At 70.0% G+C, this 14,774-nt stretch carries 14 protein-coding genes and 1 riboswitch; of the genes, 9 read left to right on the top strand and 5 right to left on the bottom strand.

Annotated features, from left to right (window positions below; translation table 11 throughout):
• Window positions 1–18: 18 nt before the first annotated feature.
• The 3 genes from AC4BGC_RS14735 to AC4BGC_RS14725 all read right to left on the bottom strand — a co-directional run bounded on the left by AC4BGC_RS14735 (window position 19) and on the right by AC4BGC_RS14725 (window position 3,084).
• Complete coding sequence (locus AC4BGC_RS14735) at window positions 19–657, bottom strand: potassium channel family protein (protein ID WP_490547671.1); 639 nt, start codon at window positions 655–657, stop codon at window positions 19–21.
• Window positions 658–757: 100 nt separating this feature from the next.
• Window positions 758–1,645: an SGNH/GDSL hydrolase family protein gene (locus AC4BGC_RS14730; protein ID WP_490556413.1), complete on the bottom strand. Its 888-nt coding sequence runs from the start codon at window positions 1,643–1,645 to the stop codon at window positions 758–760.
• Window positions 1,642–3,084, bottom strand: coding sequence for an alpha/beta fold hydrolase (locus AC4BGC_RS14725; protein ID WP_490556412.1), 1,443 nt, complete (start codon window positions 3,082–3,084; stop codon window positions 1,642–1,644). The genes AC4BGC_RS14730 and AC4BGC_RS14725 overlap by 4 nt, the downstream gene beginning before the upstream one ends.
• Window positions 3,085–3,181: 97 nt before the next feature.
• Here AC4BGC_RS14725 and AC4BGC_RS14720 point away from each other — a divergent pair, with 97 nt between their 5' ends.
• On the top strand, window positions 3,182–4,777 hold the full coding sequence (locus tag AC4BGC_RS14720) for a glutamate synthase-related protein (RefSeq protein ID WP_490556411.1): 1,596 nt from the start codon (window positions 3,182–3,184) through the stop codon (window positions 4,775–4,777).
• A 31-nt stretch (window positions 4,778–4,808) separates the two neighbouring features.
• Here AC4BGC_RS14720 and AC4BGC_RS14715 read toward each other — a convergent pair whose 3' ends face one another.
• Both AC4BGC_RS14715 and AC4BGC_RS14710 read right to left on the bottom strand, forming a co-directional pair.
• On the bottom strand, window positions 4,809–6,257 hold the full coding sequence (locus AC4BGC_RS14715; RefSeq protein WP_490547675.1) for an alpha,alpha-trehalose-phosphate synthase (UDP-forming): 1,449 nt from the start codon (window positions 6,255–6,257) through the stop codon (window positions 4,809–4,811).
• Window positions 6,254–7,258 (bottom strand): Gfo/Idh/MocA family protein, encoded by a 1,005-nt coding sequence (locus AC4BGC_RS14710; RefSeq protein ID WP_490556410.1) that lies wholly within the window; start codon window positions 7,256–7,258, stop codon window positions 6,254–6,256. Before AC4BGC_RS14710 ends, AC4BGC_RS14715 begins: the two co-directional genes overlap by 4 nt.
• A gap of 148 nt (window positions 7,259–7,406) precedes the next feature.
• Here AC4BGC_RS14710 and AC4BGC_RS14705 point away from each other — a divergent pair, with 148 nt between their 5' ends.
• The 8 genes from AC4BGC_RS14705 to groL all read left to right on the top strand — a co-directional run bounded on the left by AC4BGC_RS14705 (window position 7,407) and on the right by groL (window position 14,661).
• The gene (locus AC4BGC_RS14705; RefSeq protein WP_490547677.1) at window positions 7,407–7,709 is read left to right on the top strand and encodes a DUF3263 domain-containing protein; all 303 of its coding nucleotides are present in this window, start codon (window positions 7,407–7,409) and stop codon (window positions 7,707–7,709) included.
• 5 nt (window positions 7,710–7,714) lie between these two features.
• The gene (locus tag AC4BGC_RS14700) at window positions 7,715–8,227 is read left to right on the top strand and encodes a LytR C-terminal domain-containing protein (protein ID WP_490547678.1); all 513 of its coding nucleotides are present in this window, start codon (window positions 7,715–7,717) and stop codon (window positions 8,225–8,227) included.
• Window positions 8,228–8,345: 118 nt separating this feature from the next.
• Window positions 8,346–9,191, top strand: a complete 846-nt coding sequence (gene otsB, locus AC4BGC_RS14695) for a trehalose-phosphatase (RefSeq protein ID WP_490547679.1) — start codon at window positions 8,346–8,348, stop codon at window positions 9,189–9,191.
• Window positions 9,192–9,320: 129 nt separating this feature from the next.
• Window positions 9,321–9,456: riboswitch (SAM riboswitch) on the top strand.
• A gap of 11 nt (window positions 9,457–9,467) precedes the next feature.
• Entirely contained in the window at window positions 9,468–10,757 is a 1,290-nt protein-coding gene (gene thrC / locus AC4BGC_RS14690) for a threonine synthase (protein WP_490547680.1), read from the top strand.
• Window positions 10,758–10,802: 45 nt separating this feature from the next.
• The gene (locus AC4BGC_RS14685) at window positions 10,803–11,078 is read left to right on the top strand and encodes a MoaD/ThiS family protein (protein WP_490547681.1); all 276 of its coding nucleotides are present in this window, start codon (window positions 10,803–10,805) and stop codon (window positions 11,076–11,078) included.
• A 103-nt stretch (window positions 11,079–11,181) separates the two neighbouring features.
• A complete protein-coding gene (locus AC4BGC_RS14680; RefSeq protein WP_490547682.1) occupies window positions 11,182–11,646 on the top strand; it encodes a PPOX class F420-dependent oxidoreductase in 465 nt (154 codons plus the stop codon).
• A 4-nt stretch (window positions 11,647–11,650) separates the two neighbouring features.
• Window positions 11,651–12,577, top strand: a complete 927-nt coding sequence (locus AC4BGC_RS14675) for an ATP-grasp domain-containing protein (RefSeq protein WP_490556409.1) — start codon at window positions 11,651–11,653, stop codon at window positions 12,575–12,577.
• A 452-nt stretch (window positions 12,578–13,029) separates the two neighbouring features.
• Complete coding sequence (gene groL / locus AC4BGC_RS14670) at window positions 13,030–14,661, top strand: chaperonin GroEL (protein WP_490547685.1); 1,632 nt, start codon at window positions 13,030–13,032, stop codon at window positions 14,659–14,661.
• Window positions 14,662–14,774 lie beyond the last annotated feature (113 nt).

Below are 14,774 nucleotides of genomic sequence, written 5' to 3'. Positions count from 1 at the left end.
GTCGAGCGCGTCCGCAGACTAGGCGGGGGGCTGGGGCCGCGAGGCGACCTGAGAGACCATCCAGGTTGCAACCGACGCGGTGATGGCACCCACGGTGCCGATCCCGATGACCATCAGACCGACTGCGATCAGTCGCCCCTGGAGCGTGACTGGAAAGTGGTCGCCGTAGCCCACAGTCGTCACCGTGGTTGCTGCCCACCACAGCGCGTCGCCAAAGGTAGTGATGTTGGCGTCTTGCGCCTTCTGTTCTGCGTCGAGGACGGCCAGTGATCCGAGGCCCACAGCCATGACGGCGGTTCCCACGACATAAGTGGATACTTGTCCGGCGAGCGACCCGGCGGCGGAGCGATTGAGCACGCGGGCAAGCGCCAGCAGTCGAAGCAGCCGTAGGGGCCGCAGCATCGGCAGGCCAACCAGGGCGACGTCGTACCAGTGGCGGACAAGATAGGTCTTGCGGTCCTCCGCCAAGACGACCCGGGCGGCAAAGTCGACTGCGAAGGCACCCCAGACTGCCCACGAGATCGCTGCCAAGGTGACTTGCAGCCGGGAGTCGATTCCCGGGTGTACGACGGGCCAGGCGTAGGCAACGAGGAATGCGGCTGCAAGCAGTAGGAGCGGGACCTCGCTGCGCCGTTCCCAGCGTTGCACTCGGGTCATGGCCGCAGGCTAGCCGTGCCAGCTGCTCCAAACTGGAAGTCTCAGGTCTTCACCGTCGAGAAGGGCGATCGGCTGATCGTGCTCGCCGAGGACTGAGCCCCTACCCAGCGGGCGCGGGCTGCCGCAGCGTCTGCTCGACCAGCCGGGCCAACGCGGCCTGGCCGGCCGGCAGCGGGTGCAGGGCGGCGCCGAGCCGGACGTTGGTCACCCGCCCCTGGACCCACGGCTGCCGTGAGCAGACGTGGTGGCGCAGGGACGCGGCGTAGAAGTCCACGAACTCGACCCCGGCGTCAGCGGCGGCCGCACGCATCTGGTTGCGCAGCCCCAGGTTGACCTCGCGGAACGTCTCCCGGTCCTTCTCACGCATCCTGGGGATGAGGCTGCAGCTCCCCGATGGCGGGTAGAGCCGCGGGTAGCCGATCAGCAGCACCCGGGCGTTCGGCGCGCGCTCGCGCACCTGCCCGAGGGTGGCGACCAGCGCGGGGCGCAGGCGCGCCACGATCGAGCCCAGCTCGGCGCGCTGGTCGAAGAGCGGGCATCCGTGGGTGGAGCGGCGGCACACGGTCGCGATCCGGCCGTAGAGGCGGTAGTCGTTGGCGCCGATGCCGACGGTGACGAGGTCGGTCTCCTCCGACAGCGCGTCGAGCTGCGGCGGCACCCGCTCCCCGAGGCCGGTCAGCTGCCTGCCGGGGAGGTCCCTGGTCTGGGCCCCGATGCAGGACCGGTCCTGGAGGTCGTCCACGTGCAGCGCGGTGGCCACCAGCCGCGGGTAGTTGTTGCTCGAGCGGAAGCACCCACGGGCGGGATCGGTGAGCGGCACGTACGGCGCGGCGGTGTAGGAGTCACCCAGGGCCACGTAGTGCTGGTACGCCGGGCGCGCCGGCCCCGGGCCACTGGTGGTGCCGAGCGCCAGGACGAGCAGGACGAGCAGCAGCGCTGCGACGAGGCGCAGCGCCTGTCGCGAAACGTGCCTCGCCGGCAGGTTCAAGAGCCTCGGGCGAGGTTCCGGGAGCTGGTCGAGGCGAACCTGCGGGCGGGGTTGGAGCCGATGGCCGAACGGTCAGGCGCGACCTCGGCAACGGCCGGCCGGGCCTGCTTCCTCGCGCTCTTGGTGGCCGCCGTCTTCCTGGTCGCGGTCCGCTTGGTCGCCGACTTCTTGGTCGCCGACTTCTTGGTGGCCGTCTTCTTCGTCGTGGTCTTCTCGGCCGCGGTCTTCTTGGTGGCGCTCTTCTTCGCGGCGGTCTTCGCGGCGGCGGCCTTCTTGCTGGTCGCCTTCTTGTTCGCCGCGCTCTTCTTGGCCGCGGGCTTCTTGGTGGTCTTCTTCGCGGCCCGTCGGCGGGCGGGCTTGCCGGTGGACTCCTCCGGGGCGGAGTGCTGCTCCATCCACTCGTCCAGCACCACCCAGGTCGTGTTCCGGGCGGCACGACCGGTGAGCATGCCCAGGTGTCCGCCCGGCACGATCTCCAGGCGCACCTCGGGGGAGCCCGTGAACAGCGGGACCGCGGCCTGCACCGCCTTGATCGGCGCGATCCCGTCGGTGTTGCCCGCGAAGACCAGCACCGGGACCGTGACGTCGGCCAGGTCGATCACCTTGTCGGTGAGGTCCACCTTGCCCTTGAGCAGCTGGTTGCCCTTGAGCATCCGGTGGTAGAGCTGGCCGAAGGAGCGGCCGGGGTAGGCGTGCATGTTCGCGGTGAACCGGTCCACCGCCTCGATCTGCGCCAGCCACTCGCTGTCGTCGAGGTGCTGCAGCATCGCGAGGGGCTTGGTGAGCAGCTTGGTGCCCGCGGTGAGCTTGAACGCCCGGCGCACCAGCGGGGCCGGTGCCCCGCCGAGCATCCGGTAGAGCTGGGTGACCAGCCCGCCGTCGGTGAGTCGCAGGATGGGCCGGATCGGGGCGACCATCGGCACCTGCTTGACGTCGAACGGGGTGCCCAGCAGGGTCAACGACGCGATCGGGAGGCTGGCGTCGTCGGCGGCGGCGAGGGCGGCGAAGATGCCGCCCAGGCTCCAGCCGACGAGGTGCACCGGTCGGCCGCCGGCGTGCTCGCTCACGGTCTTGACCGCCTCGGGGACGACTCCCTCGACCCAGTGCTCGAGGCCCATGGTGCGGTTCTTGAAGGAGACCTCGCCGTACTCCACGAGGTAGGTGGGCCGGCCCTGGGTGACGAAGTGCTCGACCAGGGAGCAGCCGCGCCGCAGGTCGTAGCAGATCGCGGGGGCGGCCAACGGCGTGATCAGCAGCACCGGGTCACCGCTCTCGCGGGTCCGCTTCTGCGGCCGGTAGTGGTAGACCTCGCGCAGCGGCCCGTCGTCGATGAGCGTGCGCGGCATGGGGCGAAGGTCCGCCAGCCCCCCGTAGAGCACCTTGTGCGCGACGTTGCTGGCGGCGGACGCGACCTGGTCCGGCTTGGGGATCAAGTCCATGGGCGAGAGGTTACCGACTCGCGCGTACCCGGGCCGCGCCCACGCGCGGCCCATCCACGACATGGACATCGTCGTGGGTGCGAGGTAGGACTGGGCCATGAAGATCTCTCGGGTGCTGGGTGGTGTGGGCGTTGCCCTCGGGGCGGTCGCAGCGCGGGACCTCACCCAGAAGCGGCACGCACTGATGCGCAACTTCCCGGTGATCGCGCACGCCCGCTACTGGCTGGAGACCATCGGCCCGGAGCTGCGTCAGTACATCGTGACCAGCAACGACGAGGAGCGCCCGTTCAGCCGCGACCAGCGCATCTGGATCTACGCCTCCTCCAAGCAGCAGAACAACTACTCCGGCTTCGGCACCGACAACGACACCGAGCACCTGCCGGGCTACGCGATCATCAAGCACCGCACCTTCGCCAGCTCGCTGCCCCACGACCACGCCAGGACGACCGGCCTCCCGAGCGCCAAGGTCCTGGGTGGCCCTCGTGGGCGGGCGAAGGCCTTCCGCCCCGACTCACTGGTCAACATCTCCGGGATGAGCTTCGGGTCGATGTCGGGCAACGCCATCCAGGCGCTGAACTCCGGTGCGCGGCAGGCGGGCTGCATGCACAACACGGGTGAGGGTGGGCTCTCCTCGCACCACCTCCAGGGCGGGGACCTGGTGCTGCAGCTCGGTACGGCGTACTTCGCCTGCCGGGACGAGCACGGCAACTTCTCCCTCGACAAGCTCAAGGAGGTCGTCGAGTCGGCCCCGGTGCGTGCGATCGAGATCAAGCTGTCCCAGGGGGCCAAGCCCGGTCTCGGCGGACTGCTGCCCGCCGCGAAGGTGAGCCGCGAGATCTCGGAGGTCCGGGGCATCCCGATGGGCCGCGACTGCGCCAGCCCGGCCCGGCACACCGCGTTCAGCGACGAGGACAGCCTGCTCGACTTCGTGGAGCTGGTCGCCACCGAGACCGGCCTGCCGGTCGGCATCAAGAGCGCCGTCGGGGAGATGGGGTTCTGGCACCAGCTCACCCGCCTGATGGCCGGCGGTGACCGGGGGGTCGACTTCGTCACCCTCGACGGGGGCGAGGGCGGCACCGGTGCCTCGCCGCCGATCTTTGCCGACTCGATCGCGCTGCCGTTCCGGATCGGGTTCTCCCGGGTCTACGCCACGTTCGCCGAGGCCGGGCTCACCGACGACGTCACCTTCATCGGCTCCGCGAAGCTGGGGCTTCCGGACAACGCCGTGGTCGCCTTCGCCCTCGGCGCGGACATGGTCAACGTCGCCCGTGAAGCGATGCTCGCGATCGGGTGCATCCAGTCCCAGAAGTGCCACACCGACCGCTGCCCCACGGGGGTCGCCACGCAGGATCCCTGGCTGGCGCACGGCCTGGAGCCGGTCTCCAAGGCCGAGCGGTGCGCGCAGTACATCCGCACCTTGCGCAACGAGCTGGTCAAGGTCTCGGAGTCGGTCGGCGTCGCTCACCCGGGCCTGATCACCGCCGACGACGTCGACATCCTCAGCGGCGACTACCAGGCGCAGTCACTGCGGGAGATCTACGGCTACAGGCACGGCTGGGGAGAGCTGGGCCCGAAGCTCGCCGAGGAGATCCGCCACGTGATGCAACCCGGCGGGATGCGCTCCGAGGGCGAGTCCATCGAGGCCGGTGAGGGAGAGAAGGACGACCCGGTCGGCACCGACACGGGTGACTGAGCGAGCCTGATCCGGGCCCGGTCGAGGTGGCTCAGCCGCGGCTGGCCGGGTGCAGCTCCCGGGTGTGGGTCTGGGAGCCCGCGAGGTGGTCGAGGAAGGTGGTGGCCCAGCGGGCCACGTCGTTCTCGGCCACGGTCTTGCGCATCGCCCGCATCCGCCGGGTCAGGTCCTTCTCCTCGGCCTGGTAGGCCTGGAGCATCGTCGCCTTCATCCCGTTGATGTCGTAGGGGTTGACCAGGTAGGCCTGCCGGAGCTCGTTGGCGGCGCCGGCGAACTCCGAGAGCACCAGCGCCCCGTTGTTGTTGAACCGGCTGGCGACGTACTCCTTGGCGACGAGGTTCATCCCGTCCCGGAACGGGGTCACCACCATGATGTCCGCGGCGCCGTACAGCGCGACCAGCTCCTCACGGGGGAAGGAGGAGTGCAGGTAGGAGATCGCGGGCCGGCCGATGCGGCCGAGGTCGCCGTTGATCCGGCCCACGAGCCGGTCGATGTCATCTCGCAGCCGGCGGTACTGGTCGACCCGCTCCCGCGACGGGGTGGCGACCTGGACGAAGACCGCGTCCTCGACGGTGAAGTGCCCGTCGGCGATCAGCTCGCTGTAGGCGCGGAGCCGGGCGTAGATGCCCTTGGTGTAGTCGAGGCGGTCGATCCCGAGGAAGACCTTGCGGGGGTTGCCGAGCTCCTCGCGGATCTCGGCGGAGCGTGCGGTCACCGGCTCGGAGCGGGCGAGCTCCTCGAATCCGGCGGTGTCGATCGAGATCGGGAACGCCTTGGCGATCACCACCCGGCCGTCGGGCAGGTAGACGGAGTCGCGGTGGGTCTTGTGCCCGACCCGCTGCCGGACCAGGCGCACGAAGTTCTGGGCCGCGCCGGCGAGCTGGAAGCCGACGAGGTCGGCGCCGAGGAGCCCCTCGAGGATCTGGCGGCGCCAGGGCAGCTGGGAGAAGAGCTCCGGCGGGGGGAAGGGGATGTGCAGGTAGAACCCGATGCGCAGGTCCGGACGGAGCTCGCGCAGCATCGCCGGGACGAGCTGGAGCTGGTAGTCCTGCACCCAGACGGTGGCGTCCTTGGCCGCGAACTTGGCGGCCGCCTCGGCGAAGCGGTGGTTGATCGCCACGTAGGAGTCCCACCACTCACGGTGGAAGGACGGCTTGGCCACCAGGTCGTGGTAGAGCGGCCACAGGGTGTCGTTGGAGAACCCCTCGTAGAACTCGTTGACCTCCTCCGCCGAGAGCGGCACCGGCACCAGGGTCATCCCTTCGTCCTCGAACGACTCGGGGACCTCGCCGGAGTCCCCGGGCCAGCCGATCCAGGCGCCCCGGTTGCGGCTCATCACCGGCTGGAGGGCCGAGACCAGGCCGCCCGGAGAGGGACGCCAGGAGGTCTCGCCGTCGGCGTCGACGACCCGGTCGACGGGCAGCCTGTTGGCCACGACGACCAGGTCGGCGCTGGTACGGCGCTGCGAGCTCGAAGTCACGAGCCGACCCTATCCACGGGGTAGGTGACACCGATCTGGGCCCGGAGCTCGTCCATCTGCTCCATCAGCGCGATCGTCTGCGCGGGCGGCACCAGGGTGCTGGTGTGCGCCCCGGCGCGCAGACAGCGGTGCACCTCGAGGATCTCGTTGCCGTAGCCCCGGCCGACCACCGGCTCGTCGGGGAGGATCCACTCGCTCTCGCCCTGCTGGGTCCAGTACGACGTCCAGCGGATCCGCTCGGGGTGGTGGAAGCCCCACGGCAGGTCGAAGCGGCCGATCTCGGTGGCGACCGAGGCCGAGCGCGGGGACTGGGAGGTCATCGACGCGGTCAGTGCGGCGGTCGCGCCACCGGCGTAGCGGCCCGCGATCGCGATGTCGAGGTCGATCCCGCTCTCGGAGAGGTGGGCCACCGACCTGAGCTGCTCGGGGGCGCCGAGGACCAGGTGGGCGAACGTCAGGGGGTAGATGCCCATGTCGAGCAGGGCTCCCGCTCCGAGCGCGGGGTCGAAGAGCCGGTCGTGCGGGTCGTTCGGGACCACGAAGCCGAGGTCGGCGTGCACCTGGCGCGCGGTGCCGTGCTCGCCGTCGGCCAGCAGCCTCAGCATCGTGCGGATCATGGGGTGGCAGGCCATCCACATGGCCTCCATCAGGAACAGCCCGCGGGCCTGCGCCTCCTCGAAGAGCGCCTGGGTCGAGCCGGCGTCGAGGGTCATCGGCTTCTCGCAGAGCACGTGCTTGCCCGCCTCGAGGGCGAGCCGCACGTGCTCGTCGTGGAACGCGTGCGGGGACGCGACGTACACCACGTCGACGTCCGGGTCGCTGACCAGCTCCTCGTAGGAGCCGTGGGCGGTGCCCCCGAACTCGGCCGCGAACTCCTCGGCCCGTTGCCGGCTGCGTGAGCCGCTGGCCACCAGGGTCGCGTCGGGCACCAGCGCCAGGTCGGTGGCGAAGGTCCGTGCGATCCGGCCCGGCGCCAGCACGCCCCAGCGAATGGTCTCCATGGCGCTCACCGTACCCAGCCCGAGCCAGCCGACCCCGCGAGCGCGCGCGAGCCGCACGCGCCACGCCGCGAACCGAATGACACTGATGTATTTCCTCGCCTATGATGAGCCCGCAGCCACACCGTTACCCGTCCGAGGAGTCGTCCTGATGGTCGCCAGCCACGCGCTCAACCACTCCCAGTCGGAGGGACCCGCGGAGCTGTCCGCCCGGGACGCCGAGATGCTCGACTTCGAGCGCCAGTGGTGGAAGTACGCCGGCGCCAAGGAGCAGGCCGTCCGCGAGAAGTTCGACATGTCCTCGACCCGCTACTACCAGGTCCTCAACGCCCTGATCGACCGGCCCGAGGCGCTGGCCCACGACCCCCTGCTCGTGCGTCGCCTGCGCCGCCTGCGCGCCACCCGTCAGCGCCAGCGTTCCGCGCGCCGACTCGGCTTCGACCTCTCGGAGTGACCTCGATGTCCAGGCTGCCTGGGGGTTCGCGCCCGCGCGACGAGCGCGGCGTCGTACTGCCCACGCGCCTGCTGGTGCTGTGCATCTCGGCGGTCGCCGTTGCGGGCCTCGTGTTCGTGGCCAACGACCCCGACCAGGCGCCCGACGAGACGGCAGCACCCGTGGTGAGCACCCCGTCCGCCACTCCCTCGAGCACTCCCACCGCGGACCCGGCGCCGGTCAAGCCCAAGCCCAAGCCGATCAAGCGCGGCGAGGTGCTCGTCGAGGTCTTCAACAACACCCGCACCAAGGGCCTGGCCGGCGGCGTCGCCGACAAGGCCAAGTCCGCCGGGTGGAACGTCGTGGGCTCGGACAACTGGTACGGCACCATCGACGGCACCTCGGTCTACTTCCCGCCGCGCCTCAAGGAGGCCGCGCGCGAGCTCGGCCGCGACCTCGGGATCAAGAAGCTGCGCCCGGCCGAGGAGCCGATGCGCTTCGACCGTGTCACCGTGATCCTCACCGACGACTACCGCTGACCTGCCGCTTTCCTCTACCGGCTCGCCCTGACGGCGACCGTTCCGGGCGGCTCGTGCGTGCCGCCCGCCTGGTGGCCCGTTTGGACAAGCGCCGAACCGGGCTGGGACGATGGGCCCCATGGAGTTCGGCTCGACGTCGGGTGAGCAGGAGTACGCCGCGCTGGTGCGCACCGCGGACGACCTCGTCGTCGGACTCGACTTCGACGGCACCCTGGCCCCGATCGTGGAGGACCCGGAGCGGGCCCACATCCACCCCGATGCCGACCAGGTGCTGGTCGACCTCGCCGCCCAGGTGCGTGCGGTCGCGGTGATCACGGGGCGCCCGGCGCGGCAGGCCCTCGACCTCGGCGGCCTCGAGGAGGTCGGCAACGCCATCGGGGACACCGGCCGGGAGCTGTTCGTCCTCGGCCAGTACGGCAACGAGCGCTGGACCTCCACCAACCGCCGGGTGATCTCGCCCAAGCCGCCGCGCGGCCTGGCCAGCTTCATGGGGGAGATCCCGCGCCTGCTGCGCAAGGCCGACGCCAGCGACGCCTGGGTGGAGGAGAAGGGCCTCGCCGTGGCCGTGCACACCCGCCGGCTGCCGGACCCCGAGGGCGCCTTCGAGCGGCTGCTGCCGCTGCTCGCCGACGCGGCGAAGAGTCACGACCTCGACATCGAGCCGGGCCGCTGGGTCGTGGAGGTGCGGGCGCACGGGATGAACAAGGGTGCCGCCGTACGCCGGCTGAGCGACGAGCTCGGTGCCCGGGCGTTCGTGTTCTGCGGCGATGACCTCGGCGACGTGGAGGCGTTCAAGGCGGTCGAGGAGCTGCGCGGCCGCGGCTTCCCCGGCCTGCTGGTGTGCTCGGCCTCGGAGGAGGAGAACGCCCTCGCCGACCTCGCCGACGTGGTGGTGCAGGGACCCGACGGCGTGCTGGAGCTGCTCCGCGAGCTCACCGCCGACATCAAGAACGCCCGCGCCTGAGCCGGATCACCCCCGGACAACCCATGTCGCCCTTGTCCGGGCCGTGGGTCTCCCGCGGTGCGAGACCGCGCCGTCTCGAATGGCGGAATCGGTGTGCACATTCTGAGACGGCTACCTACTGTGGTGCACAGCTCATCGAGAGGGACTGAGGGAACGGCCCGTTGAAGTCCCGGCAACCGCCACACCGAGCCTCCGATCTTTCGGATTCGTGTGGTGCGGTGCCAAATCCGTCTTGGTCCGAAATCCGGTCCAGGGAAGATGAGAAGGAGGCCTCCTTTGAGCACTGCAACAGAACTCTCGCCCGCCACCGCAACCGGCGCCGGCACCACTCTCCGGGAGCGCGCCTTCGGCAACGCGACCGGCCTGTCCTGTCGTGAGTGCGGGCACCAGATCGCCCTGGGCCCGAACTACGCGTGTCCGGAGTGCTTCGGCCCCCTGGAGATCTCCTACGACTTCCCGGCGGTCACCCGGGAGGACATCGAGGCGGGTCCGCGCAACATCTGGCGCTACAAGGCGCTGCTGCCGGTGCCCGACGACATCGAGCAGAGCCCCAACATGGAGCCCGGCTTCACCCGGCTGCTCAAGGCGAACAACCTCGGTCGTGAGCTCGGCATCGACAACCTCTGGGTCAAGGACGACTCCACCAACCCGACCAACTCCTTCAAGGACCGGGTGGTGGCCTGCGCGCTGAGCGCGGCGCGGGAGTTCGGGAGCAAGGTGTTCGCCTGCCCCTCGACGGGCAACCTGGCCAACGCCGTCGCCGCGGCCGGGGCCCGGGCCGGCATCAAGACCGTCGTGTTCATCCCCTCGAACCTCGAGAAGCCCAAGCAGGTCAACTCCGCGGTGTTCACCGAGAACCTCGTCGCCGTCAACGGCAACTACGACGACGTCAACCGGCTCGCCTCGGAGATTGCCGGCGAGGAGGAGGGCTGGGCGTTCGTGAACGTCAACGTGCGGCCCTACTACGCCGAGGGCTCCAAGACGCTGGGCTACGAGATCGCCGAGCAGCTCGGCTGGCGCCTGCCCGACCAGATCGTGATCCCGGTCGCCTCCGGCTCCCAGCTGACCAAGGTGCACAAGGCCTTCCAGGAGCTGATCAAGCTCGGGCTCGTCGAGGACAAGCCCTACCGGGTCTTCGGTGCGCAGGCCACGGGCTGCTCCCCGGTCTCGGTGGCCTACAAGGCCGGCATCGACGCGATCCGCCCGGTCAAGCCGGACACCATCGCCAAGAGCCTGGCGATCGGCAACCCGGCCGACGGCATCTACGTCCTCGACGTCTGCCGTGAGACCGGCGGCGCCGTGGAGGACGTCACCGACGACGAGGTGCGCGCGGGCATCGTGCTCCTCGCCCGCACGGAGGGGATCTTCACCGAGACCGCCGGCGGCACCACCGTGGGCGTGCTGAAGAAGCTCGTCGACACCGGCCAGCTCGACACCACCCTGGAGACCGTGGTGATCAACACCGGGCACGGGCTCAAGACCCTGGACGCGGTCAGCGACGCGGTGGGCCCGGCGGCCACGATCGAGCCGTCGTACGCCGCGTTCAGCGCCAGCGGCCTGGTCTGAGTCCCAGCCGCAGCAGGCATTCCCACACCACAGCAGGAGAGACAGATGAGCGTCCAGGTCCGGATCCCCACCATCTTGCGCACCTACACCGGCGGCGCCTCCGAGGTCGCGGCTCAGGGCGACACCCTGGCCGAGGTGCTCGACGACCTCGAGGCCAACCACAGCGGGATCAAGGCGCGCGTCCTCGACGACGCCGGCAAGATCCGTCGCTTCGTCAACGTCTACGTCGGCAACGACGACGTGCGCTTCCTCGACGGCCTCGACAGCAGCACTCCCGACGGCACCAAGATCAGCATCATCCCGGCGGTCGCCGGCGGCTGAGGCCGGCGCGAAGATCGGCGCGGAGATCGGCGCGGAGATCGGCGCGGTGATCGGCGCGGTGATCGGCCGGTTCGCCGGCACCCCGATCGGGCAGACTGTGGTGATGCCACGCAAACTCGCCACCGCCGACCGGGTGGGCCGAGACGAGCTGCTCGAGTTCGTCCGGCCCCGCCACAACGCCACCCTGGTGACCACCCGCAGGAACGGCCGGCCGCAGGTCTCGCCGGTCACCTGCGGCGTCGACCAGGAGGGCCGGGTGGTGATCTCGACGTACCCGCAGCGCGCCAAGGTCGCCAACCTGCGCCGCACCCCCGAGGTCACCCTGCTGATCCACAGCGACGACTGGAACGGGCCCTACGTCCAGCTCGACGGCACCGCCGAGGTGATCGACCTGCCGGACTCCGTGGAGCCGCTCGTCGACTACTTCCGCAGCATCTCCGGGGAGCACCCCGACTGGGACGAGTACCGCGAGGCGATGCGCGAGCAGGGCAAGTCCCTGATCCGGGTCACCATCGACTCCTGGGGTCCGATCGCCACGGGCGGCTTCCCGCCCGAGCTGGCCGACTGAGCCGATGACCGTCGAGGACGGCGCCGCGCCGCCGCGTCCCGTCGTACTGCTCGCCACCTGCTCCTGGTTCCCCGCCGGCGAGGAGTGGGCGGGGACCGACCACCTGCTGCCGGCGCTGGCCGAGCGGGGGATCGAGGGGCGCTGGGTGGTCTGGGACGACCCCGGGGCCGACTGGTCCCAGGGTCTGGTCGCCGTGCGCTCGACCTGGGACTACGACCAGCGCCGCGAGGAGTTCCTCCGCTGGGCGGGCACGGTGCCGTGGATGCTCAACTCCGCCGCGGTGTTCGCCTGGAACACCGACAAGAGCTACCTGGTCGAGCTCGCAGCAGCCGGCGTCCCCGTGGTCCCGACCCTCGTCGTGGAGCACGAGGAGGAGCTGCCGGCCGCGATCGCGGAGCTCTCCATGGATCGCGAGGCCCCCGGCGACCCGGGCGTCCCGAACGTGGTGGTCAAGCCGACGGTGGGGGCCGGAGGGCGGGGCCTGGTCGTCTTCGACGGCGTCGACGGCGGCCCGGCCGACCTCGACGAGTCCGGCCTCAGCGACGGACCCTGGGTGGTGCAGCCCCTGGTCGAGTCGGTGCGCACCGAGGGCGAGACGTCCGTGTTCGTGCTCGACGGCCGCGTCGTCTCCTCGGCCCGCAAGGTGCCGGCGAGCGGTGAGCTCCGGGTACACGAGCGGTACGGCGGGTCGACGGTCGCCGTACCGCTGACCGATGAGGCCGCCGAGGTGGCCAACCGCGCGGTCACCGCGGCGCAGGCACTGCTCGAGGAGCGGCTCGACTACGCCCGCGTCGACCTGATGCGCCTGGTCGACGGCACCCTCGCCGTCAGCGAGCTCGAGCTGACCGAACCCGGCCTCTACCTCGAGGTCCTGCCGCAGAACGCGAGCGCGTTCGCAGACCTGGTGCGTGATCGTTTGCGATCTCCCTGACGGGAACGGGGCACCGGAAAGGTTGAGCGTCACAACGAACTGGTGACGCGAACAGTCTGTGTGCCCCGGTTGCCGACGTACCGGTTGCCGACGTACCGGCTGTCGGCGCATAGGGAGGACCGCCTAGTGGCCGCTCGGACGAGCATCATCCGGACCAAGAACGTCGACACCGTCATCCACCAGAACGACGGTGACGAGGAGGGCGGCCTCGCTGAGCCCCACGTCGGGCACGCGCCGGGAACAGGCCCCCCGGTGTTTGCACTCGGATAGGGCGAGTGCTAAAAATGAAGCTGGCACTCTCCCTATGAGAGTGACAACGCAGCATCGATCCATGGCCGTCTGAGTCGAGGTTCGAAGGCGCTGGCGGGAAGGGTCCGCCGGGTCAGCCCGGATCGTCCGTCGCGGGCGACGAAGCGGCCACCACACTTTTTAGCGTGAGGAATCACCTAGCCATGCCGAAGCTGATTGCATTCAACGAGGAGGCCCGCCGCGGGCTCGAGCGAGGGATGAACACTCTCGCCGACGCGGTCAAGGTCACGCTCGGTCCCAAGGGGCGCAACGTCGTACTCGAGAAGAAGTGGGGTGCGCCCACCATCACCAACGACGGTGTGAGCATCGCCAAGGAGATCGAGCTCGAGGACCCCTACGAGAAGATCGGCGCCGAGCTCGTCAAGGAGGTCGCCAAGAAGACCGACGACGTCGCCGGTGACGGTACGACGACCGCCACCGTCCTGGCCCAGGCCATGGTGCGCGAAGGGCTGCGCAACGTCGCCGCCGGCGCCAACCCGATGGAGCTCAAGCGCGGCATCGAGAAGGCCGTCGAGGCCGTCTCCGCGCAGCTGCTCGGAATGGCCAAGGACGTCGAGACCAAGGAGCAGATCGCGGCGACCGCCTCGATCTCCGCCGCGGACACCACCGTCGGCGAGGCCATCGCCGAGGCGATGGACAAGGTCGGCAAGGAAGGCGTCATCACCGTCGAGGAGTCGAACACCTTCGGGCTCGACCTCGAGCTGACCGAGGGGATGCGCTTCGACAAGGGCTACATCTCCCAGTACTTCATGACCGACCCGGAGCGCATGGAGGCCGTCCTCGACGACCCCTACATCCTGATCGCGAACCAGAAGATCTCCACGGTCAAGGACCTGCTGCCGCTCCTCGAGAAGGTCATGCAGAGCGGCAAGCCGCTGCTGATCATCGCCGAGGACATCGAGGGCGAGGCCCTGTCCACCCTGGTCGTCAACAAGATCCGGGGCACCTTCAAGTCCGTCGCCGTCAAGGCTCCGGGCTTCGGTGACCGCCGCAAGGCGATGATGCAGGACATCGCGATCCTGACCGGCGCGCAGGTCGTGTCCGAGGACGTCGGCCTCAAGCTGGAGTCGACCGGCATCGAGCTGCTCGGCCAGGCCCGCAAGGTCGTCGTCACCAAGGACGAGACCACCATCGTCGACGGCGCCGGGGACACCGACCAGCTCGCTGGCCGCGTGAACCAGATCCGCGCCGAGATCGAGAAGAGCGACTCCGACTACGACCGCGAGAAGCTGCAGGAGCGCCTGGCCAAGCTGGCCGGCGGCGTTGCGGTCATCAAGGTCGGCGCGGCCACCGAGGTCGAGCTCAAGGAGCGCAAGCACCGCATCGAGGACGCCGTTCGCAACGCGAAGGCTGCCGTCGAAGAGGGCATCGTCGCCGGTGGCGGCGTGGCCCTGGTGCAGGCTGGCGTCAACGCGTTCGAGAAGCTCGAGCTCGTGGGCGACGAGGCCACCGGTGCCAACATCGTCAAGGTCGCGCTCGCGGCTCCGCTCAAGCAGATCGCGATCAACGCCGGTCTCGAGGGTGGCGTCGTGGCGGAGAAGGTCGCCGGTCTTCCGGTCGGCCACGGCCTGAACGCTGCGACCGGGGAGTACGGCGACATGCTCGCTGCCGGCATCCCCGACCCCGCCAAGGTGACGCGTTCGGCGCTGCTCAACGCAGCCTCGATTGCCGCGCTGTTCCTCACCACCGAGGCGGTCATCGCCGACAAGCCGGAGAAGGCGCCCGCCATGGGTGGCGGCGACCCGACCGGCGGCATGGGCGGCATGGACTTCTGAGCCCACCCGCTCAGGAACCACCGCTTCACAGGCATCACCCGGAAGGGCCCTCGCTTCGGCGGGGGCCCTTTCGGGTATGTCCGGGGTACACAGGCAGGGCACACCCACCACCG

It is taken from the genome of Nocardioides sp. Z38_18, from assembly GCF_058215695.1.
The sequence above is the reverse complement of the archived record's forward strand: the minus strand, read 5'-3'. Positions and strand labels throughout refer to the sequence as shown.